The following is a 22608-nucleotide window of genomic DNA, read 5'->3' on the forward strand; positions in this document are numbered from 1 at the left end:
ACACCTGATTAACCATTAATTAACAATGGCAGTATAAAGTTATATGACAGCAAGTTAAATTGGTGTGCCTTATTTATCCGGGGAATGTGAGCTGGATCAATCAATCATCGGCGTTCAGTTGATCATCCACCCGATGCCTGTATGGTAGTCGTCATGCAGCTAACTTAATTTGGTATAACAACTTGTGAGGTGAAGCAATGGAACAAACCTGGCGTTGGTACGGACCTAACGATCCGGTATCGCTTGATGATGTGCGTCAGGCTGGCGCAACCGGTGTTGTGACCGCCTTGCACCACATTCCTAATGGTGAAGTGTGGCCGGTAGAAGAGATTCAAAAGCGACAGGCTATTTTGGCTGAAAAGGGGCTGACCTGGTCGGTGGTGGAAAGCATTCCCGTTCACGAAGACATCAAAACCCAGTCTGGACAGTATCAAACGTGGATCGCCAATTATCAGCAGAGTATCCGTAATCTGGCGACCTGCGGCATTGATACCGTGTGCTATAACTTCATGCCGATCCTCGACTGGACGCGCACTGACCTTGAATATCAGCTCCCGGACGGTTCTAAAGCCCTGCGCTTCGATCAAATTGCTTTTGCGGCCTTTGAGCTGCATATCCTGCAGCGCCCCGGTGCGGAAGCGGATTACACCGCAGAAGAACAGCGTCAGGCTCTGGACTATTTCAATGCCATGAGCGAAGCCGATGTAGAGAAGCTGACTCGCAATATTATCGCCGGTCTGCCGGGTGCAGAAGAAGGTTATACGCTGGACAAGTTTCGCGCGCGCCTGGCGGAGTATGACGGTATCAGCAAAGACGATCTGCGTAATAATATGGCCGTATTCCTGCGCGCAATTGTGCCGGTAGCTGAAGAAGCAGGCGTGCGCCTGGCCGTGCATCCTGACGATCCGCCGCGCCCGATCCTCGGCCTGCCGCGTATTGTTTCCACCATTGAAGATATGCAGTGGTTGAAAGAAACAGTAGACAGCATCTATAACGGCTTCACCATGTGTACCGGTTCTTACGGTGTACGGGCGGATAACGATCTGGTGAAAATGATTGAAACCTTTGGCGATCGTATTCACTTTACGCATTTGCGTTCGACCTGCCGTGAAGATAACCCGAAAACCTTCCATGAAGGTGCTCACCTGCAGGGCGACGTAGATATGGTCTCTGTGGTGGCGGCGATCCTGCGTGAAGAACAGCGTCGTAAGAAGGTGGGCGATCTGCGTCCTATCCCAATGCGTCCGGATCACGGGCATCAGATGCTGGACGATCTGCACAAGAAAACCAATCCGGGTTACTCCGCAATTGGTCGTCTGAAAGGGCTGGCAGAAGTTCGTGGCGTTGAGCTGGCGCTGAAACAAACGCAGTTCCGCGATCTGCTGTAATGGCCTCAACAGGGATTGGGCGAGTCGCTCGATCCCTGTTCTGCCTTCAGGGCTGAATTAACGCCTGCTCCAGCACTCTCAGCACTTTATTGATCTGCGGTAACTGCAACCCGCCAAAACCGAAAAACATCACCCCGGCGTTGTTCTCCTTGCGCCAGATTTCTTCTGAACCATTTTCAATGTCCTGTAACGTATCAAAGCGAACACCTGCCTGCAGGCAGCGCTGTTGCAGCAAGGCGATGACGTCGGGCGAGCGATCGATGTGTAACGAGAGATGCAGGCCCGCCGTTGCGCCGTCAATTTTTCCGTCGGGGAACAGCGCAGAAAGACCGTCCCGGAGAAGCGCGAGCCGGGACGCGTAGCTGCAGGCCAGTTTGCCGAGGTGGGTATAAAAAACCTGATTTTGCATTAACTCAGCGAGAAACTGCTGCAATAACCACTGGCTGCCGTTGTTGTTTAACGCTTTCATATTCTGCACTGCCGGGAGCAGTTCATCCGGGCAAATGAGATAGCCAAGACGCGCACCCGGCCCCAGCGTTTTTGAGAATGTCCCCATATAGATAACCCGATCGTGATAATCCATGGCTTTCAGCGCGGGGAGGGGATTTTCGCCGTACGTAAAAACGGCATCATAATCATCTTCGATAATGTACGCCCCGACACGCTGCGCCCAGGTCAGCAACGACAGACGCCGCTCCAGTGAAAGCACGCTCCCCATCGGATACTGATGTGCGGGCGTCACGTAACAAAGTTGGGTTGCATATTCGGGTAATTTATCCGTGCACAGTCCCTGATTATCCACCGCGATAGGCGTAATGTCGGCACCGTAGTAATTAAACAGATGCCAGGCTCCAGAATAACAAGGGGATTCGGTCACAATATGACACTTTTTCTCCTGACTTGCCGCGTGATGAATAATAAATATTTGGCTGAGCAGTGATAACCCTTCCTGAATTCCGTTGGTAATAATGATGTTTTCTGCGCGAGTATTAATTCCCCGGGATAGATTAAGGTATCTGACCATTTGCTCACGCAATGAAAATAATCCATTTGGTGAATGATATCGGGTAAACAATTGCTCTTTTAGTACGCTGGGAGCATTATTCCATTTTCGCCAGCTTGACCAGGGAAAGGCATTGGGGTCGGGGACGCCCATCCGGCAATAAAAATCCCGTCCCATCTCACCGTAAACATCGGTGGAAACGCCTGCAGGCTCAGGCTTTACCGGCGGTGAACCCTGGGCTAACGGTATGTGTGCTGCGGGTGTACGTACTGGTGTAGTAAAGATCACTTCATAGCCAATACCCTGTCGGCTCTTAATCAACCCTGCCGCCATCAATTTTTCATACGCCATAACGACTGTGATTTTGGCCACGTTCAGCGCCTGCGCCTGCTCGCGGATAGAAGGAAGTTTGTCCCCGCACAGCAAATTCCCCCGCTGAATAGCCTGAAAATAAAATTGAAAGATCTGCAGTTGCAGCGATGTACGGCTTTCTCTGTTGAGAAACAGTGCCAGCATGAGAAATTCCTTATTAAAACGATAGCCGCATATTACGAGTTTCCATTTTTAACTATTTTGACTCGCCTCATAGAGTGAACGCTGTTCCTATACTCTGCTGCCGGTGTCTCTATTCTCTTTTTTAATATCCCTTAGCGTGTCGCTATTAAAATAAGGGAGCCAAATATGTCGTGGATGAGAAAGAACGCGCTATGGTGGGCATTTGGTGGAGCCGTTGCCATGGCCTTTGCCATTTGGGGAACGTGGCAAGGCGTGCATTACACCAGTAGCACCGAGTTTTGTTTGTCGTGCCATTCGATGCGTACGGTGGGGGAGGAATATCAGACCAGCATACATTTTCGCAATGCCTCCGGCGTGCGTGCCGAGTGTAAGGATTGCCATATTCCACCAGGCATCGTTCCGACGCTTCTGCGCAAAACGGAAGCCTTGAACGATCTCTACCATACGTTTATTTCCCCGTCGATTGATACGTCTGAAAAGTTTACCGCCAAGCGGGCAGAACTTGCTCAGCGGGAATGGGCGCGAATGAGCGCCAATAATTCAGCGGCCTGTAAATCCTGCCATAGCTATGAGGCGATGGATCACGGCAAGCAATCGACGAATGCAGCGGCACAAATGACCGCAGCGGCGGCGAAAGACAGCAACTGCATTGACTGTCACAAAGGTATTGCCCATCACAAGCCTGATATGAGTAGCGGCTTTCGCGATCGGTTTAAGCAACTCCAACGCCAGGGAGAGACGCCGTCGGAGGCGACCACGCTGTTTTCGTTAGGCGAGAAAGCCCTGACGGCAACGGCTGGGAGCCCCGCCGGTAAAGCGCTACTTTTTCCGGCCACCGAAGTCAGAGTGCTGAAAAAAGAGGGCAGTAATGTCCAGTTGGAAGTGACGGGGTGGCGCGAAAGCAAAGGCCGTGGGCGGGTGATCACGCAGTTTATGGGCAAACGCGTTTTCTCCGCGGTGCTTGATGATTCCCTGATGGCAAACGTAAAAATTCTGCAAACCCAGGTTGACCCAGATTCGCACCAGCAGTGGCAGCAAGTGAGCGTGACCGCATGGACCTCCGCGCAGGGACTTATCACCAGTATTGCACCGGTGTGGGAATACTCGGAACAAATGCTGCAATCCACCTGCAGCGCCTGCCACAGCACACCGCCGACCATCCGTTATACCGCCAATGGCTGGATTGCCGGACTGAAAGCGATGTCGACCTATTACCGGCTTAATCCGGTGGAAGAACGCACGCTGTTGAAATACCTCCAGACGCACGCCAGCGATGTGCCTGCCCCCCAATAATAAAGAGGATAATGTATGGATATTCACGATTTTAATCCGTCCCGTCGCCGTTTTCTGAGCGGCATGCTGGCGGTAGGTGCCGCCAGTGCGCTGGCGCCGAACCCGCTGATATCAAAGGTATGGGCGGCAGGAGAAAACCCTGAGCAGTGGATCCAGTCCGGCTCGCATTACGGCGCTTTTGAAGCCAAAGTGGTCAACGGCGAGTGGACCGAAACCCGGCCCTTTAAACACGACAAATATCCGTGCGATATGCTGAATGCAGTACGTGAAGTGGTCTACAACCCTTCGCGAGTCCGCTACCCGATGGTTCGTCTGGACTGGTTACGTAAGCGTGAAAAATCAGACCGCAGCCAGCGCGGTGATAACCGTTTTGTGCGGGTCAGTTGGGATCGGGCGCTGGATCTGTTTTACGAAGAGCTGGAGCGGGTGCAAAAAAACTACGGATCTTCCGGTGTCTTTACCGGGTTGGCCGACTGGCAAATGGTGGGTAAATACCATAAAGCGGGTGGCGCAATGGATAGGGGGCTTGGCCTGCACGGGAGCTATGTCACCACCGTTGGCGACTACTCGGCGGCGGCTGCACAGGTCATCTTGCCGCATGTGATTGGTTCGCTGGAAGTCTACGAGCAGCAAACCTCGCTGCCGCTGGTGATTGAGAATACCCATACCATCGTGTTGTGGGGCTGCGATCCGATTAAGAATTTGCAGATAGAATTCCTGGTACCCGACCACGAAGCGTTTGGCTACTGGCAGCAGATTAAAGAGGCGGTCGCACAGGGCAAAATGCGCGTCATCAGCGTTGATCCGGTGCGCAGTAAATCGCAAAACTATCTGGGTGCTGAACAACTGGCGCTGCGACCGCAAACCGATGTTGCTTTGCTGCTGGCGCTCGCGCACACCTTGTATGAAGAAAAACTGTACGACACGGCATTTATTAACGATTACACCGTCGGCTTTGAACAGTTTTTACCGTACCTGACGGGCGAGACTGACAAGCAGGTGAAAAACGCCGAATGGGCAGCCCAAATCTGTGGCCTGAGCGCAGAACAAATCCGTGACTTCGCCCGCCTGCTGGTGAAAGGCCGCACGCAGTTTATGGGCGGCTGGTGCGTCCAGCGTATGCACCACGGAGAGCAGTATCCCTGGATGCTGGTGGTGCTGGCGAGCATGGTCGGACAAATTGGTTTACCGGGCGGCGGTGTAGGATTTGGCTGGCACTACAACGGCGGTGGAACGGTAACGTCGGCCGGGCCTGTGCTGTCGGGGCTGGGAAGTATTAACAATCCCCCAGAGGCGAAATATAAAGCGGATTTTCGTGGCGCATCGGCGCATATTCCCACCTCGCGTATCGTCGACTGCCTGCTTGCGCCGGGTAAGAAAATTGCCTTCAACGGTGAAACGTTAACCTGGCCTGATATCAAAATGGCCGTCTACAGCGCGGCCAATCCGTTCCATGCGCAGCAGGATCGCAACCGCATGATTGAGGCATGGAAGAAGCTGGAAACCGTCGTGGTGTTAGATCATCAATGGACCGCATCCTGTCGTTTTGCCGATATTGTCCTGCCCGTCACTACGCGCTTTGAGCGGAATGACATTGAGCAGTTTGGCACGCATTCGAATAAAGGACTGATGGCGCTGCGTCAGGTGGTCAAACCGCAATATGAGGCACGTCACGACTTTGACGTATTTGCCGGGCTGTGTAAGCGCTTTGATAAAGAAGTGGCATATCGTGAAAACCGCGATGAAATGCAGTGGATACAAGCGCTTTATGACGAAGGCGTGAAGATGGGCGCATCGCTCGGCGTCACCTTACCGGACTTTGATACCTTCTGGAAAGGGGACGGATATATTGAATATCCGGCGGGGCAGCCGTGGGTGCGCCACGGTGAGTTCCGCGACCAGCCCGATCTTAATCCGTTAGGCACCCCGTCGGGGCTTATTGAAATCTACAGTAAAACCATCGCGGGTTTTCAATATGAAGATTGTCCAGGACACCCGGTGTGGATGGAGCCGTTTGAACGTAGCCATCAGGGCAAGACGAATAAATATCCGCTGCATCTGCAATCCTGTCACCCGGACAAGCGTCTGCACTCGCAGTTATGCTCAAGCGAGGCGTTTCGTAACACCTACGCGGTGGCTGGCAGAGAGCCGCTTTACATCAGCGAGCAGGATGCCGCCGCCCGCGGTTTAAAAGCCGGAGATATCGCCCGCGTGTTCAATGCTCGTGGCCAGGTGCTGGCGGGCGTAGTGATTAGCGCCGATTTTCCCGCTGGCGTGATCCGCATTCATGAGGGCGCGTGGTATTCCCCGCAGGAAGGCGGGAAAACCGGGACACTATGCACCTATGGCGATCCGAATGTCCTGAGTGCGGATATTGGAACATCGCAGCTGGCGCAAGGCCCTTCCGCGCATTCCGTGCTGGTAGAGGTTGAACGCTTCCAGCAGAAGGCCCCGCAGGTAACCGCTTTCGGTGGACCTGAGACAGTGAAAGAGGAGGGGGCCAGTGCCGCATAATCACATTCATCAGCAGCGTGCAGCAGTATATCAGTGGTTTTCGCAACTGCTGTTTCGTGAACTGGACGAGAAGCAATTAGCCCGTCTTGAGAGCGAGGAGAGCCGGGAGTGGATGACCTCACTGACGGGGATCCCCGGACTGGCTGCTGACGTCAAAAAGTTAGCGCGTAGTCTGGCTCAGGTGCTGCGGCGCGAATGCCGACAACTGGAGCTGGCGGCCGATTTTGCTTCACTGTTTTTGCTGGCCCCTCCACAGAGCGTGTCTCCTTATGCAGGGCATTATCCGCACACGACGGCACCTGAAGAACGACGGCAAATGAATGTGCTGTTAGTCGAACAGGGGCTGGCTGCGCGGGAGAATGAACCTGCCGATCATATTGCGGTACAGCTGGCGTTAATGGCGAAAATGGTAGACAAAGAGCAGAGCGTCGCTGAGCAATATTACTTTTTGCATCATCATATTATGTGCTGGGCATCATTGTTCCGGGATAGCTGTCTGCATCGCGACGGCGAGGGCTTTTACCCTCAGGCGGTTAATGTCATCGTGCGTTTTATGCGCGAGGATGAGCAGTATCTGGAATCATTATTGATGGATGATTTTTATCTCAGCAGTCAGCGCTGAAAACAGCAAAGGGACAGCGTGCGCTGTCCCTTTTAGTCTGTGTCTTAGCAGAAACGTTAGTCTGCACGCCCCATATAACGGCGTTCTTCGATATGAATGCGGATTTTCTCACCGGCACTCAGATACTCAGGAACCAGGATCACCAGGCCGGTGGTCAGGGTGGCTGGCTTGTTACGTGCACTGGCTGACGCACCTTTAATGCCAGGTGAGGTTTCAACGATCTCAAGGTCTACGGTCTGCGGCAGTTCAAGCGCCAGCAGTTGGCCATCCCAGGTCAGCACCTGCATGTCCGGCATTCCGCCTTCCGGGATAAACAGCAACTCTTCTTCGATCTGGTCTTTGGTGAAGGTATACGGGGTATAGTCTTCTTTATCCATAAAGACATATTCGTTGCCATCGACGTAAGAGAAATCAACGCCACGACGGCTCAGGGTGACGGTATCCACAATATCGTCGCCTTTGAAGCGCTCTTCGACTTTTAGGCCGGTACGGACATCAGAAAAACGCATTTTGTACAGCGTGGCTGCACCACGTGCGCTCGGTGATTGAATATCAATGTCTTTTACAATCAGCAGCTTGCCGTTGTAGTTAAGTACCATACCTTTTTTAATTTCGTTCGCTCTTGGCATCGAAAAAATCCTGTAGTGAGGAGTGTCTAAAATATCGCGTCAAACTACTCGCGCCGGGTCATTCAGGCAAGCGGAATTCGCACTTTTGCGGGTGCAAAAAAGGTGGTACTGTTCGCTACCTACACAATCCGCGGGTTTACCTTAAAGAGAATATTGTATGGAATGCCGTCCGGATTGTGGCGCATGTTGCACTGCGCCTTCTATTTCCAGCCCCATCCCCGGCATGCCTGAGGGCAAGCCCGCCAATACGCCATGCGTTCAGCTTGATGAATTCCTGCGCTGTAAAATTTTTGGTTCCGCACTGCGGCCAAAAGTGTGTGCAGGCTTACAGCCCAGCGCTGAAATGTGTGGCCAGACAACGCGCCAGGCTATGGTGTACCTTATTGAGCTTGAAGCGCTCACCGCACCTTAAACGTCTTTGATCCGCGCCAGGCAAAAGACCGTGGCGATAATCATCACCAGCGCAAACCAGAACACCGCATGGTAGTTCCAGATTTCAGCGGCAATACCGGCCAGCGATCCGGCAATAATCCAGCCCACGCGGATGGTGTTGGTGTAAAGAGTGGTTGCAGAACCCGCCTGTCCTGGCATTAAGTCCTGGAAATAGAGCATGCCAATACCGCCGAGGATACCGATGTAAATCGCGTTCAGCAGCTGCAAGCTGAGCAGAATGACCGGCGAATGCGCCAACAGCATTCCGGCATAAAAGAAGAAACCGGCGACCACGGCGATCCGCATCAACAAACGCTTGCCCAGACGTTTAGCAAAGTATCCGGCAATGAGCATCGTCGGTATTTCCAGCCCGGCGGCGGTGCCCATCATAATGCCTGCGAGTTTTTCCGGCAGATGCAGTTCGTTGATGATAAACAGTGGCATATTAATGATGTACAGGCTGTTGGTGCCCCACATTAATGTGCAGATAGCGAACAGCAGCAGCGTATCGCGCCGGTTACGACGCGGGGCTTCCACCGCGCCCGTGGCGAGGGACGCATTTTTGTTCATCGACGGTAAGAACAACCACACCATGACGCCGCAGACGATAAACGCAACGGCGGCACTCAGATACATCACCGTAAAGCTGAAACCCATAGCCAGCGCGTAAGCTAACGGCGGGCCAATCACCCATGCCAGCGAAACCTGAGCACGCAAAATAGAGCTGAACATGACGGCTTCCCGGCCCGTGCGGTCAGCATGCTCACGGGCGAGGGCAAACATTTGCGGGTTAGCGGTCGATCCAAAGCTGCTGAGGAAGACCCCGACAAACAGCAAAATAAAATAGTTACGGTTCCAGGCAAACAGCACACAGGCCAGCATCCCCAGTACGCAGCAAAAAACGATCAGATTTTTGCGATCGCCCTTCTTATCAGAACGCCCAGCTAAAAACTGGCTTACCAGGATGCCGATGACAGCGCTACCGGTAAAAAAGAAACCGACCATACCCGGACGGGCATGAACTTCATCGGTCAGAAAAAGGCTGAGCGTAGGGGTCTGCAATGCGCCGGCGATACCCGTAAGAAAAGCGACAAGCAGGAACGCCGAAGACGTTAAATCAAACGACTTGGGGGAGGCGGCTACCGGGGTGTTATGCATGTTTCAATATCTGTGATGTGAAGAGACGCGGAGTTTACGCTGCCTGCCAGAAAATAAACAGGGCGCGAAATCAAAATCGGCATGAAAAATCAAAATAGCATTTCAGTCTCTAAAAACAGTCTGCTGACGATGCTGAAATCGATAACTTAGCTTCCTTTCTATGTCAGCAATTATTGATGCACAGAAGAAAAAATGTGCGTTATATCTAAATTCAGCAAGCAAATTGCTAACTTTACTTGCGTGCTGAAGCAGAAAGCGCAACACTTCTTGAAACGTTTCAGCGTCATCTTTTCTTAAGTGTTGGAGTTGGGTGGCGCCTTTTTTCTCATGTTAGCTGAATCGTTTCAATTCAGCAGGAGAGGAGAACCATGTTCCAGTTATCTGTTCAGGATATTCACCCGGGCGAACAGGCCGGAAATAAAGAAGAGGCCATTCGCCAGGTTGCTGCCGCGTTAGTGCAGGCTGGCAACGTGGCGGAAGGCTACGTCAACGGCATGCTGGCGCGCGAGCAGCAAACATCTACTTTCCTCGGCAACGGTATTGCTATTCCTCACGGTACCACGGACACCCGTGATCAGGTGTTGAAAACCGGGGTGCAGGTATTCCAGTTTCCGCAAGGTATTACCTGGGGTGAAGACCAGGTTGCATATGTGGCTATTGGTATTGCGGCCAGCTCCGACGAACATCTGGGTTTGCTGCGTCAGCTGACACACGTACTCAGCGATGATTCGGTGGCTGAACAGCTGAAATCCGCCACCACCGCAGAAGAACTGCGCGCGTTGCTGATGGGTGAAAAGCAGAGCGAACAGCTCAAGCTCGACAACGACATGCTGTCGCTGGACGTGGTCGCCGGTTCGCTGGTCACGCTGCAAGCCCTGAACGCCGCGCGTCTGAAAGAAGCGGGTGCGGTTGATGCTAACTTTGTTGCCACGGCTATCAATGAGCAACCGCTGAACCTCGGCCAGGGGATTTGGCTGAATGATTGTGCTCAAGGCAATCTGCGAAGCGCAGTTGCGCTCAGCCGAGCGGCAAATGCCTTCGACGTAGAAGGCGAGACGGCCGCGCTATTGGTGACCGTCGCGATGAATGACGATCAGCCCGTGGCAGTGCTCAAGCGCCTTAGCGATTTGCTGCTGGAAAATAAAGCTGACCGCTTGCTGAAAGCGGATGCAGCGACCGTACTGGCCCTGCTGACCAGTGATGATGCGTTAACTGATGATGTGCTGAGCGCAGAGTTTGTTGTGCGCAATGAGCATGGTTTACACGCCCGTCCGGGCACCATGCTGGTGAATACCATTAAACAATTTAACAGTGAAATTACCGTGACAAATCTTGATGGAACCGGAAAACCGGCAAATGGACGCAGTCTGATGAAAGTTGTGGCGCTGGGCGTGAAGAAAGGACATCACCTGCGCTTTACCGCCCAGGGCGAAGATGCTGAACAGGCGCTGAAAGCGATTGGCGAGGCCATCGCAGCCGGTCTTGGGGAGGGCGCATAATGAGCAGACGTGTCGCAACTATTACCCTGAATCCAGCCTATGACCTGGTCGGCTTTTGTCCGGAAATTGAACGCGGTGAAGTGAACCTGGTAAAAACGACCGGCCTGCATGCCGCGGGTAAAGGCATCAACGTTGCCAAGGTACTGAAAGACCTGGGGATCGACGTCACGGTGGGTGGTTTTCTGGGTAAAGATAACCAGGATGGCTTTCAGCAGTTGTTCAGCGAACTGGGGATTGCCAACCGTTTTCAGGTGGTGCAGGGGCGTACCCGTATTAACGTCAAGCTGACTGAAAAAGACGGTGAAGTTTCTGACTTCAACTTCTCCGGTTTTGAAGTCACCCCGGCGGACTGGGAACGCTTTGTGAATGACTCCTTGAGCTGGTTGGGTCAATTCGACATGGTCTGCGTCAGCGGCAGTCTGCCAACCGGCGTGAGTCCGGAAGCCTTCACCGACTGGATGACGCGCCTGCGCAGTCAGTGTCCATGCATTATCTTTGATAGTAGTCGTGAAGCGCTGGTTGCAGGTTTGAAAGCGGCGCCATGGCTGGTGAAACCCAACCGTCGTGAGCTGGAAATCTGGGCGGGCCGTAAGCTGCCAGAAATGAAAGATGTGATTGAAGCTGCGCATGCGCTGCGTGAGCAGGGTATTGCGCATGTGGTGATTTCCCTCGGTGCGGAAGGTGCATTGTGGGTTAACGCCTCTGGCGAATGGATTGCTAAACCGCCGTCAGTTGAGGTGGTCAGCACCGTAGGCGCAGGGGATTCGATGGTTGGCGGTCTGATTTATGGCCTGCTGATGCGTGAGTCCAGCGAACACACTCTGCGTCTGGCGACTGCCGTTGCCGCCCTGGCGGTAAGCCAAAGCAATGTCGGCATTACCGATCGTCCTCAGTTGGCCGCGATGATGGCGCGCGTCGACTTAAAACCGTTTAACTGACAGCAGGAGAGGCATAATGAAAACGCTGCTGATTATTGACGCTAATCTCGGCCAGGCTCGCGCTTACATGGCGAAAACCCTGCTTGGAGCGGCGGCACAAAAAGCGCATCTGGATATTATCGATAATCCGAATGATGCAGAGATGGCGATTGTCCTGGGTGACACCCTCCCTAACGACAGTGCGCTGAACGGCAAAAAAGTTTGGCTGGGAGATATCTCCCGTGCGGTGGCGCATCCTGAACTGTTCCTGAGCGAAGCGAAAGGTCATGCGAAACCCTACAGCGCACCGGTTGCGGCAGCGCCTGTAGCTAGCAGTGGCCCCAAACGCGTGGTGGCGGTAACGGCCTGTCCGACCGGCGTGGCGCATACGTTTATGGCGGCGGAAGCCATTGAAACTGAAGCCAAAAAACGCGGCTGGTGGGTGAAGGTTGAAACCCGTGGTTCAGTAGGCGCAGGCAATGCGATTACCCCGGAAGAGGTGGCGCAGGCCGATCTGGTGATTGTGGCGGCGGATATTGAAGTTGATCTGGCGAAATTTGCCGGAAAACCGATGTACCGCACCTCTACCGGACTGGCGCTGAAGAAAACCAAGCAGGAGCTGGATAAAGCCGTAGACGAAGCGACGCCGTACCAGCCTGTAGGGAATGGGCAGTCCGGAGCAACAGAAGGTAAGAAAGAGAGCGCAGGTGCATACCGTCACCTGCTGACCGGCGTGTCTTACATGCTGCCGATGGTGGTTGCCGGTGGTCTGTGTATTGCACTGTCTTTTGCCTTTGGTATTAAAGCATTTGAAGAGCCGGGCACACTGGCTGCGGCGTTGATGCAAATTGGCGGCGGTTCAGCCTTTGCGCTCATGGTGCCGGTTCTGGCGGGTTATATTGCATTTTCCATCGCTGACCGTCCCGGTCTGACGCCGGGTCTTATCGGCGGTATGCTGGCGGTTAGTACCGGTTCTGGCTTTATTGGTGGGATTATCGCCGGTTTCCTTGCCGGTTACGTGGCGAAACTCATCAGCACCAAGCTGAAGCTGCCGCAAAGTATGGAAGCGCTGAAACCAATCCTGATCATTCCGCTGCTATCGAGCCTGGTAGTTGGGCTTGCAATGATTTACCTGATTGGTAAACCGGTTGCCGGTATTCTGGAAAGCCTGACCCACTGGCTGCAAACCATGGGAACGGCGAACGCAGTGCTGCTTGGGGCGATTCTTGGCGGCATGATGTGTACCGACATGGGCGGTCCGGTCAACAAAGCGGCGTATGCTTTCGGTGTCGGCCTGCTCAGTACGCAGACGTATGCACCGATGGCGGCTATTATGGCGGCGGGGATGGTTCCCCCTCTGGCGCTGGGTCTGGCTACGCTGGTGGCGCGTCGTAAATTCGACAACGCACAGCGTGAAGGGGGCAAAGCGGCTCTGGTGCTGGGCCTGTGCTTCATCACCGAAGGGGCGATCCCGTTCGCCGCCCGTGACCCGATGCGTGTGCTGCCATGCTGTATCGTCGGTGGTGCGCTGACCGGCGCACTGTCGATGGCGGTGGGTGCGAAGCTGATGGCACCACATGGCGGTTTGTTCGTACTGCTGATCCCTGGCGCGATTACGCCGGTAGTGGGATATCTGCTGGCGATTATTGCCGGTACGCTGGTCGCGGGTCTGTCTTATGCCTTCCTGAAACGTCCAGAAGAGGACGCGGTGGCGAAAGCATAATTTCTGCTGCTGACACAAAAGGGCCGATGATTCGGCCCTTTTTTATTCACTCAATCCGCCCGATCAGGCGGCGGCAGAATCGGTTTGCTGCGCTTTCAGCCAGGCTATTTCTTCCGCCCAGATATCCGGATTGATGGTTTCCAGCACCAGCGGAATGCCGTCAAAACGGTCATCCTGCATAATCCAGCGGAAGGCGTCGTGACCGATATTGCCTTCACCTAAGCTGTGATGGCGGTCAACGCGGCTGCCAAACGTGCTTTTGGCATCGTTCAGGTGCATCCCACGTAAATAGTTGAAGCCGACAATACGTTCAAATTCGGCAAAGGTCTTTTCACACTCGGCGGCGCTTCGCAGATCGTATCCGGCGGCGAAGGCGTGGCAGGTATCAATGCAGACGCCCACGCGGGATTTATCTTCTACGCCATCGATAATGGCGGCCAGATGCTCAAACTTAAAACCAAGATTGCTGCCCTGACCGGCGGTGTTTTCAATAACTGCGGTTACGCCCTGGGTCTGCGCGAGGGCAATGTTGATGGACTCGGCAATGCGTGCCAGGCATTCGTCTTCCGGAATCTGCATTAAATGGCTGCCCGGATGAAAGTTAAGCAGGGATAACCCCAGCAGCTCGCAACGCTGCATTTCATCAATAAAGGCATCGCGTGATTTTTCCAGCGCCTCGCTGACCGGGTGGCCGAGGTTAATCAGGTAGCTGTCGTGAGGAAGAATTTGTGCGCTGCTAAAGTGATACTTCTCGCAGGCCGACTTGAAGTCATCAATGACGTCAGTAGTCAACGGCGCGGCGCGCCATTGGCGCTGATTTTTGGTGAACAGGGCGAATGCGGTGGCATCGATTTCTGCGGCGCGAATAGCGGCATTGGCCAGACCGCCAGCGGCGCTTACGTGCGCTCCAATATATTTCATAATTGATTCCCCAAATAGTTCGAGTTGCAGGACAAAACGCATTACGTTTTGAGCAGCGCCTGCAACTCGAAATATGACGGGAAAAACCCGCCATACTCAAATACAAAAGGGGAGAGTATAGCGGGTCAACGGGGGTTAGTCGTGTTTGATTATGCCATTACGCTGTGAATCAAAACGTTGATTGCACCACCACCGACAATCAGCCAGACAAACAGCACCAGCGCCATCAGTAACGGTTTGGCACCGGCCTTTTTCAGCGCGCTGACGTGAGTGGTCAGCCCAAGTGCGGCCATCGCCATTGCCAGCAGCACGGTATCGAGGGTGACCAGCATGTTCACCACAGACTGCGGCAGCAGGTGGAACGAGTTAAATATCGCCACCACAATGAACAGGATGGCAAACCACGGAATGGTGATTTTGCTCTTTTCGCCGCCGTTAGCCGGAGACAGTTGTTTCACACGAGCTGCCAGCAGGATGAGGAACGGAGCCAGCATCATGACGCGCAGCATTTTGGCAATAACGGCTGCGTTTTCTGCATCCGGGTTAATCGCATGTCCGGCAGCAACAACCTGTGCGACTTCATGCATGGTTGACCCAATGTAAATCCCGTAGGTTTCAGGGCTAAACCAGTGCGAAAGCAACGGATACATCGCCGGGTACAGGAAGATAGCAATGGTACCGAAGATGACCACGGTGGCGACAGCGACCGTCACTTTACTGGCTTCTGCTTTCACGACCGGCTCTGTTGCCAGTACCGCCGCGGCACCACAAATGCTGCTCCCGGCGCCAATCAGCCAACTGGTGTGTTTGTCCAGACCAAACACCTTCTGGCCGAGGAAGCAGGCAAGCATAAAGGTGCTGGTCAGCGTCAACGCATCGATCACAATCCCGCTGACGCCAACGTCAGCAATCTGCGAGAAGGTGAGACGAAAGCCGTAAAGGATGATCCCCAGTCGCAATAAATGTTGTTTCGCAAACAGTACGCCGCCGTCACAGCTTTTCCAGATGTGCGGATAGACGGTGTTGCCGAGGACCATCCCCAGTAAAATGGCTAAGGTGAGGGCGCTGAACCCGGCCCCCGCAACCGCGGGGATAGAACCACCCCATAACGCGGCTCCGGTGATGACTGCGCTCAGGGCAAGCCCCGGAATAAAATGCCACACTGTACGTCGATGATTCTTTAGGGCGAGTTCGGTCATAACCCCTCCTGTCAATGGAATGATTTCTTGGAGAAAATAGTAAGGTGAAGTGGTTTAAAAATAAAATTGATTATATATTTATAATTAATCTGAATAAGTGGTAAACACGGGCCATCTAGAGGAAAACGACCATGCATATCACCCTGCGACAACTTGAAGTGTTTGCCGAGGTACTGAAAAGTGGCTCGACAACCCAGGCCTCTGTCATGCTGTCATTGTCGCAATCCGCAGTGAGCGCAGCGCTGACTGATTTAGAAGGCCAGCTTGGCGTACAGCTGTTCGATCGCGTAGGTAAACGTCTGGTGGTCAATGAGCACGGGCGTTTACTCTATCCCCGCGCGTTGGCGCTGCTTGAGCAAACGGCCGAGATAGAACAGCTTTTCCGGGAAGATAATGGGGCGATTCGCGTCTATGCCAGCAGCACCATCGGCAATTACATTTTACCTGCCATGATTGCCCACTATCGTCATGATTTTCCCGATCTGCCGTTGGAACTGAGCGTGGGGAACAGCCTGGACGTAATTAATGCCGTACTGGATTTCCGGGTCGACATTGGACTGATAGAAGGGCCATGCCACAGTACGGAAATCATCTCAGAACCCTGGCTGGAGGATGAGCTGGTGGTGTTTGCTGCACCGACGTCACCGCTGGTAAACGGTCCCGTTACGCTTGAACAACTGGCGGCTTCACCGTGGATCCTGCGCGAGCGCGGGTCCGGTACGCGTGAATTGGTGGATTACCTACTGTTATCTCATTTGCCGCGATTTCAGATGGCCATGGAGTTGGGTAACTCCGAGGCCATTAAGCATGCTGTGCGTCATGGGTTAGGGATTAGCTGCCTGTCACGTCGGGTGATTGAGGAGCAGCTACAGGCGGGAACGCTGAGTGAAGTGCCTGTACCGTTACCGCGTTTAGTCCGTACTCTTTGGCGTGTCCATCACCGTCAAAAACATCTCTCCAATGCGCTGCTGCGCTTTTTACGCTACAGCGACCAGCAGTAGGGCGGAGATATTTTTTCAGGCAGCATGCCGACTATTTTCGGCTTTACTTATAATCCACGGCCAGTCATGAAGGTCTCTTATAACAGCGTATTTGTGCCGGAAGAATGCCATTTCGTCTGCTACAATCGCGCCTCATTTTTTGGATGGATAGCATTTTCCCATGGTTTCCGAAACTAAAACCACAGAAGCGCCCACGCTACGTCGTGAACTGAAGGCGCGCCACCTGACGATGATTGCCATTGGCGGTTCCATCGGTACGGGTCTTTTCGTTGCATCTGGTGCAACCATTTCTGCGGCGGGTCCAGGCGGCGCGCTGTTTTCCTATATTCTGATTGGCCTGATGGTGTACTTCCTGATGACCAGTCTCGGTGAACTGGCTGCGTACATGCCGGTTTCTGGTTCGTTCTCCACTTACGGTCAGAACTATGTAGAAGAAGGCTTTGGCTTCGCGCTGGGCTGGAACTACTGGTACAACTGGGCGGTCACCATTGCCGTCGACCTGGTCGCTGCGCAGTTGGTGATGAGCTGGTGGTTCCCGGATACGCCAGGTTGGATCTGGAGTGCGCTGTTCCTGTGCGTCATCTTCCTGCTGAACTACATCTCTGTTCGCGGTTTTGGTGAAGCAGAGTACTGGTTCTCGCTGATCAAAGTCACCACCGTGATTATCTTCATCGCGGTTGGCGTGCTGATGATTTTCGGCATCTTCAAAGGCGCTCAGCCGGTGGGCTGGAGCAACTGGACTACGGGAGATGCACCTTTCGCCGGTGGCTTTGCAGCCATGATTGGTGTGGCGATGATCGTCGGCTTCTCCTTCCAGGGTACTGAACTTATCGGTATTGCGGCGGGTGAATCTGAAGATCCCGAGAAGAACATTCCGCGCGCGGTGCGTCAGGTGTTCTGGCGAATCCTGCTGTTCTATGTGTTCGCGATCCTGATTATCAGTCTGATTATTCCGTATACCGATCCAAGCCTGCTGCGTAACGATGTGAAAGACATCAGCGTCAGTCCGTTTACGCTGGTCTTCCAGCACGCGGGCCTGCTTTCTGCGGCTGCGGTAATGAACGCTGTGATCCTGACCGCGGTGTTGTCGGCGGGTAACTCCGGTATGTATGCCTCAACGCGCATGCTCTACACCCTGGCATGCGACGGCAAAGCGCCGCGTATTTTCGCCAAATTGTCTCGTGGCGGCGTCCCGCGTAATGCGCTGTATGCGACCACGGTGGTGGCAGGTTTGTGTTTCCTGACCTCTATGTTTGGCAACCAGACCGTGTACCTGTGGCTGCTGAACACCTCCGGTATGACGGGCTTTATCGCCTGGCTGGGGATTGCCATCAGCCACTATCGCTTCCGTCGCGGTTATGTGATGCAGGGGCGTGATATAAACGATCTGCCGTATCGTTCAGGCTTCTTCCCGCTGGGACCGATCTTTGCGTTCGTGCTGTGCCTGATAATCACCCTGGGGCAAAACTACGAAGCGTTCCTGAGAGACACCATTGACTGGGGCGGCGTGATGGCGACCTATATTGGTATTCCGCTGTTCCTGATTATCTGGTTCGGCTATAAACTGACCAGAGGGACGCGTTTCGTGCGTTACAGCGAAATGCAATTCCCGGATCGCGTGAAGAAATCGTCTTAAGCATTTTGGCAAGAAATAACAAAAAACCCCGGCAGGGTAAATGCCGGGGTTTTTTATTGCGCCAAACTTAGAAGTTATAGGTCAGGCCAACCGTGTAACGACGACCATCGAGTATGGTGTCATAGGTTTCGTAATCGATTTGCTTATCCAGCACGTTGTACACGCCAGCGGTGGCCAGCACATCCTTGCTCACGTAGTAACGCACACCAACATCGACTTGAGTATAGGACGGTGTCCCTTGAGCCATCGAGGTACGGCTCAGGTACTCAGAGGTTTTCCCGCGCAGGTTCAGACGGCTCCAGAAACCGAGATCCTGCGTGGCCTGCCAGTCCAGCGTGGTGTTAAACATATGCTTCGGCATTTTGTTTAACGGCTGACCGGAGAACTGACCGCTTTTCTGTTCAGATTCGGTGAACGTGTAGTTTGCCGTCCAGTTGAGATCGGAGGTGATTTTCCAGCCGAAGGTGGATTCTACGCCGCGCATATTGGCTTCATCGACGTTAACGCGATCGCTGACAAAATCATAGTGGGTTCCGCCGATGGTACAGGCCGGATCGGCGCTGCTGTTACAGCGGCGAACTTCGGTGATCTTGTCTTTGAAGTCGGTGTTGAACAGCGTCACGCCCGCGTTGAGGTCGTTGCCGTTATCCCACAGCAGGCCGATTTCTTCGCTCAGGCTCTTTTCCGGTTTCAGATCCGGGTTGCCCACAATGATACCTTTCAGACGACCACCGCCGGTCACCTGTCCCCAGCTTGCTGACGACTGGCGCAGATCCGGCGCGCGGTAGCCTGCAGACACGCCGCCTTTCAGGGTCCATTGATCGCTGAGATGCCATACGCCGTAGCCGCGTGGTGTCCAGTTGTCACCGTAGTTTTCATCTTTATCCATACGCAGGCCGCCGGTCAGCGTGAAGGTATCGGTTACGGCCCATTCATCTTCAGCAAACAGCGCCCAACTCCAGCGGGTCAGCTTGTTCAGACCGTCTGCCGCTTCCAGCTGGTTACCGTTATCGCGCAGTTTTTCATAACGGTACTGCCCGCCAGCCGTCAGGGTATGTGCCCCGAGGAAAATCTGGTTCTGATTGTTAAAAATAGTGTTATAGGACTTCATCTGACGACCCGGGTTATCGGTCTCTTCCTGCTGAATATAGCTGGTGGTGTTGAAGTCGTCGTAGTAACCGCTGTGGGTTAATGAATAGGTCGTGTGCACATACTTGTTTTCGCTTTTGCTGTTTGGCTTACAGCTTCCGTTGCGACAGCTTTCTTCTGCTGTGGATTTACCTGGCGTACTGTCGCGATCCTGCAGTTCACGGGCGTAATCGAAGTCAATGTCGTTTTTATCATCCGGCGTAAGGTTCAGGGTTAATCCCCCATTACGCATGCGCTGTTCGTTATAACCATTGACGATTTCATCTTCGGCACGGTGAGAGAATAACCCGGTGACTTTTGCGCCGAGTAATCCGTCAATCAGCGGCCCGGACGCATAGGCGTTAGTCTGGTAAATATCGCCGGAGTCACGGTCTTCCTGGAAGGTGGCGTCACCATGTAGAGAACCACTCCAGCCTTTGGTATTCGATACCTTTTTGGTGATCACGTTAATCACCCCGCCCATTGCATCGGAGCCGTACAGCGATGACATGGGGCCACGGATCACTTCGATGCGTTCAATGGATTCCAGCGGCGGCAGCCAGCCTTGTTCAATGCCGGAGTTATCGCTGTTCGGTCGCGTGCCGCGTGTGCTGATCCGCTTACCGTTGACCAGGAAGAGCGTGTACTGCGAGGCCATCCCGCGGATGCTGATATCACTGCTGCTACCGCCACCCGTGACGACGACGCCAGGCACATCTTTGAGCGCATCGGTGACATCGCGGTAGGCTTTATCCTCAATTTGCTGCTTGGTGATCACAGAAATAGAGGCGGGGGCATCCTGAATCTTTTGCTCGAAACCGGTCGCGGTGACTACTACGGTATCCTGGTCAGCGGCATAGACGAGTGATGGGAGGCTGGCGACGCATACTGCGGCAGCAACGGCCCTAACGTGAGGTATAGTCATTTGTATCATTCCATTTAAATGAATCTAACTGCGTGTCATGTGAAAGGCCATGACAATTGTATGTATTTGTCTTTTAAGGACTCTTTTCAGTAAAGAAGCGGAGGGATTGTACAAAAGTATGAACTTTTGTAAACACAAATGATAATAGAAATCATTTGTGTTTGATGTAATGTTCTGGGAAGTGTTTATAAAATCAAAGAGATAGCTGCGAAATAAAAATGGAGAAAAAGTGAAGGAATGATGGAGAAACAAAGAGGGCTTGCGCCCTCGGGGGGTTACTTCAGCAGATACTGCGCGTGGAAGCGCAGGTGATCTTCAATGAACGACGCAATAAAGTAATAGCTGTGATCAAAGCCTGGCTGGATACGTAACGTCATCGGCCACGCGGTCTGGCGGGCAGTCTCTGCCAGTACGGCGGGCTGGAGCTGATCGGCAAGGAACTGATCGCTATCACCCTGATCGATAAGCGTTGGAATTGCCTCTTCCGGTTTACTGGCTAACATTAACGCGCAGCTGTCCCATTCGGCCCAGGTCGATTTATCCTCGCCCAGATAGGCGCTAAACGCCTTCACGCCCCACGGCACGCGACAGGGGTTAACAATCGGCGCAAAGGCGGAAACGCTGGTGTATCTGCCGGGATTTTTCAGCGCCATAATCAGTGCGCCGTGACCGCCCATCGAATGTCCGCTGATGGCGCAGCGCTCGCTGACGTTAAAATGCGCTTGAATAAGCTGCGGCAGCTCATCCCGCAAATAATCATACATGCGGAAATGCGCGGCCCAGGGGGCCTGGGTAGCGTTGAGATAAAAGCCGGCGCCCTGGCCTAAATCGTACCCGTCATCGTTCGCAACGTGTTCACCGCGTGGGCTGGTATCCGGCATCACCAGTACGATCCCCAACTCAGCCGCAATGCGCTGCGCACCCGCTTTGGTGGTAAAGTTTTCATCATTACAGGTCAGGCCCGACAGCCAGTACAGTACCGGAGGCGGCGTATTTTCGCGCGGCGGTGGGAGAAAAATGCTGAAGGTCATGGTGCAATTTAAGGTGGCGGAATCATGACGCCAGCGTTGCTGCCAGCCTTCAAAACAGCGGTGCTCTTCGAGCATTTCCATGCACGGCTCCTTGTTGTGTTGAATCTGAATATGTTTGCGAATTCACCATAATACAGATAATTCATGATGCCGTGAGTAACTTTCACTTCCGCAATGGGCAAACATACATCATCATCTATATAACCTCGCGTTAACACTCCGTATCGACCCGATCGAGCGGTGCATGAAAGCCACACGCTGAAAGGCGGTGCCAATTTCAATAATTATCGCGGTGAATACTGGATTATGTGCGCAGCCTCACGCACAATGTTCTGGCTGTGACACAGCCTAAAAACTTTGCCCCACGCAGGGCAGAGGCGCCACACCTGCAGGAGAAGAATAAATGTCATCACTCAGTAAAGAAGCGGCCCTGGTACATGAAGCGCTGGTTGCGCGTGGTCTCGAAACACCGCTGCGCCCGCCCGTGCAAGAGATGGATAACGAAACGCGCAAACGTCTTATCTCCGGCCATATGACCGAGATTATGCAATTGCTCAATCTCGATTTGAGCGATGACAGCCTGATGGAAACGCCGCATCGCATCGCAAAAATGTATGTCGATGAGATTTTTTCCGGTCTCGATTACGCCAATTTTCCTAAAATCACCGTCATTGAAAACAAAATGAAGGTTGATGAAATGGTCACCGTTCGTGATATCACGCTGACCAGCACCTGCGAACATCACTTTGTCACTATCGATGGCAAAGCGACGGTGGCGTATATCCCGAAAGAATCCGTGATTGGTTTGTCGAAGATTAACCGTATCGTGCAATTCTTTGCCCAGCGTCCGCAGGTGCAGGAGCGTCTGACCCAACAAATCCTGACTGCACTGCAAACCCTGCTGGGAACCAATAATGTGGCGGTGTCGATTGATGCGGTGCATTACTGTGTGAAAGCGCGCGGTATTCGCGATGCGACCAGCGCCACTACGACCACCTCACTGGGCGGATTATTTAAATCCAGCCAGAATACGCGTCAGGAATTCCTGCGCGCTGTACGTCACCACAACTGAC

General features: G+C 53.5%; 18 protein-coding genes. 11 read left to right on the top strand and 7 right to left on the bottom strand.

The window, feature by feature from the left end:
* Positions 1-197 precede the first annotated feature (197 nt).
* A complete protein-coding gene (gene uxuA, locus FDX01_RS12020) occupies positions 198-1388 on the top strand; it encodes a mannonate dehydratase (protein WP_137399830.1) in 1191 nt (396 codons plus the stop codon).
* Between the two features lie 46 nt (positions 1389-1434).
* On the opposite strand, the gene FDX01_RS12025 is transcribed toward uxuA, so the two are convergent.
* Entirely contained in the window at positions 1435-2907 is a 1473-nt protein-coding gene (locus tag FDX01_RS12025) for a PLP-dependent aminotransferase family protein (RefSeq protein ID WP_137399831.1), read from the bottom strand.
* A 165-nt stretch (positions 2908-3072) separates the two neighbouring features.
* Here FDX01_RS12025 and torC point away from each other — a divergent pair, with 165 nt between their 5' ends.
* The 3 genes from torC to torD are packed head-to-tail and all read left to right on the top strand — an operon-like array spanning position 3073 to position 7336.
* Complete coding sequence (torC, locus tag FDX01_RS12030; protein WP_137399832.1) at positions 3073-4200, top strand: pentaheme c-type cytochrome TorC; 1128 nt, start codon at positions 3073-3075, stop codon at positions 4198-4200.
* 15 nt (positions 4201-4215) lie between these two features.
* Positions 4216-6714 (top strand): trimethylamine-N-oxide reductase TorA, encoded by a 2499-nt coding sequence (torA, locus tag FDX01_RS12035; RefSeq protein ID WP_137399833.1) that lies wholly within the window; start codon positions 4216-4218, stop codon positions 6712-6714.
* Positions 6704-7336: a molecular chaperone TorD gene (torD, locus tag FDX01_RS12040; protein WP_137399834.1), complete on the top strand. Its 633-nt coding sequence runs from the start codon at positions 6704-6706 to the stop codon at positions 7334-7336. Before torA ends, torD begins: the two co-directional genes overlap by 11 nt.
* A 56-nt stretch (positions 7337-7392) precedes the next feature.
* Here torD and yeiP read toward each other — a convergent pair whose 3' ends face one another.
* Entirely contained in the window at positions 7393-7965 is a 573-nt protein-coding gene (gene yeiP, locus FDX01_RS12045) for an elongation factor P-like protein YeiP (RefSeq protein WP_096756467.1), read from the bottom strand.
* A gap of 157 nt (positions 7966-8122) precedes the next feature.
* On the opposite strand from yeiP, the gene FDX01_RS12050 reads away from it, so the two are divergent.
* A complete protein-coding gene (locus FDX01_RS12050) occupies positions 8123-8377 on the top strand; it encodes a YkgJ family cysteine cluster protein (protein WP_096756468.1) in 255 nt (84 codons plus the stop codon).
* Here FDX01_RS12050 and setB read toward each other — a convergent pair.
* Positions 8374-9555, bottom strand: coding sequence for a sugar efflux transporter SetB (gene setB / locus FDX01_RS12055; RefSeq protein ID WP_117343457.1), 1182 nt, complete (start codon positions 9553-9555; stop codon positions 8374-8376). The genes FDX01_RS12050 and setB overlap by 4 nt on opposite strands.
* 368 nt (positions 9556-9923) lie before the next feature.
* Here setB and fruB point away from each other — a divergent pair, with 368 nt between their 5' ends.
* From fruB to fruA, 3 genes are read left to right on the top strand one after another with little or no spacing between them, the layout of a single operon-like run.
* Positions 9924-11054: a fused PTS fructose transporter subunit IIA/HPr protein gene (fruB, locus tag FDX01_RS12060; RefSeq protein ID WP_096756470.1), complete on the top strand. Its 1131-nt coding sequence runs from the start codon at positions 9924-9926 to the stop codon at positions 11052-11054.
* Positions 11054-11992, top strand: coding sequence for a 1-phosphofructokinase (gene fruK, locus FDX01_RS12065; RefSeq protein ID WP_003834544.1), 939 nt, complete (start codon positions 11054-11056; stop codon positions 11990-11992). Before fruB ends, fruK begins: the two co-directional genes overlap by 1 nt.
* Positions 11993-12008: 16 nt before the next feature.
* Positions 12009-13694 (top strand): PTS fructose transporter subunit IIBC, encoded by a 1686-nt coding sequence (gene fruA, locus FDX01_RS12070; RefSeq protein ID WP_117343459.1) that lies wholly within the window; start codon positions 12009-12011, stop codon positions 13692-13694.
* 63 nt (positions 13695-13757) lie between these two features.
* Here the strand turns inward: fruA and nfo are convergent, their stop codons facing one another.
* Positions 13758-14615 carry a deoxyribonuclease IV gene (gene nfo, locus FDX01_RS12075; protein WP_115258023.1) on the bottom strand — a complete coding sequence of 286 codons (858 nt, stop codon included), beginning with the start codon at positions 14613-14615 and terminating at the stop codon, positions 13758-13760.
* A 149-nt stretch (positions 14616-14764) separates the two neighbouring features.
* Positions 14765-15814: a YeiH family protein gene (locus tag FDX01_RS12080; RefSeq protein ID WP_117343461.1), complete on the bottom strand. Its 1050-nt coding sequence runs from the start codon at positions 15812-15814 to the stop codon at positions 14765-14767.
* Between the two features lie 131 nt (positions 15815-15945).
* Here FDX01_RS12080 and yieE point away from each other — a divergent pair, with 131 nt between their 5' ends.
* Complete coding sequence (gene yieE, locus FDX01_RS12085; RefSeq protein WP_096756478.1) at positions 15946-16815, top strand: DNA-binding transcriptional regulator YeiE; 870 nt, start codon at positions 15946-15948, stop codon at positions 16813-16815.
* A 160-nt stretch (positions 16816-16975) separates the two neighbouring features.
* Entirely contained in the window at positions 16976-18451 is a 1476-nt protein-coding gene (lysP, locus tag FDX01_RS12090; RefSeq protein ID WP_096756479.1) for a lysine-specific permease, read from the top strand.
* A 67-nt stretch (positions 18452-18518) separates the two neighbouring features.
* Here lysP and FDX01_RS12095 read toward each other — a convergent pair whose 3' ends face one another.
* Entirely contained in the window at positions 18519-20504 is a 1986-nt protein-coding gene (locus FDX01_RS12095; RefSeq protein WP_137399835.1) for a ligand-gated channel protein, read from the bottom strand.
* A 275-nt stretch (positions 20505-20779) separates the two neighbouring features.
* Positions 20780-21616: an S-formylglutathione hydrolase gene (gene fghA, locus FDX01_RS12100; protein WP_137399836.1), complete on the bottom strand. Its 837-nt coding sequence runs from the start codon at positions 21614-21616 to the stop codon at positions 20780-20782.
* A 322-nt stretch (positions 21617-21938) separates the two neighbouring features.
* Here fghA and folE point away from each other — a divergent pair, with 322 nt between their 5' ends.
* On the top strand, positions 21939-22607 hold the full coding sequence (folE, locus tag FDX01_RS12105) for a GTP cyclohydrolase I FolE (RefSeq protein ID WP_096756482.1): 669 nt from the start codon (positions 21939-21941) through the stop codon (positions 22605-22607).
* Position 22608 lies beyond the last annotated feature (1 nt).

Source organism: Citrobacter sp. wls613 (assembly GCF_005281195.1).
In the GTDB taxonomy this organism is placed as follows: Bacteria; Pseudomonadota; Gammaproteobacteria; order Enterobacterales; family Enterobacteriaceae; genus Citrobacter; species Citrobacter gillenii.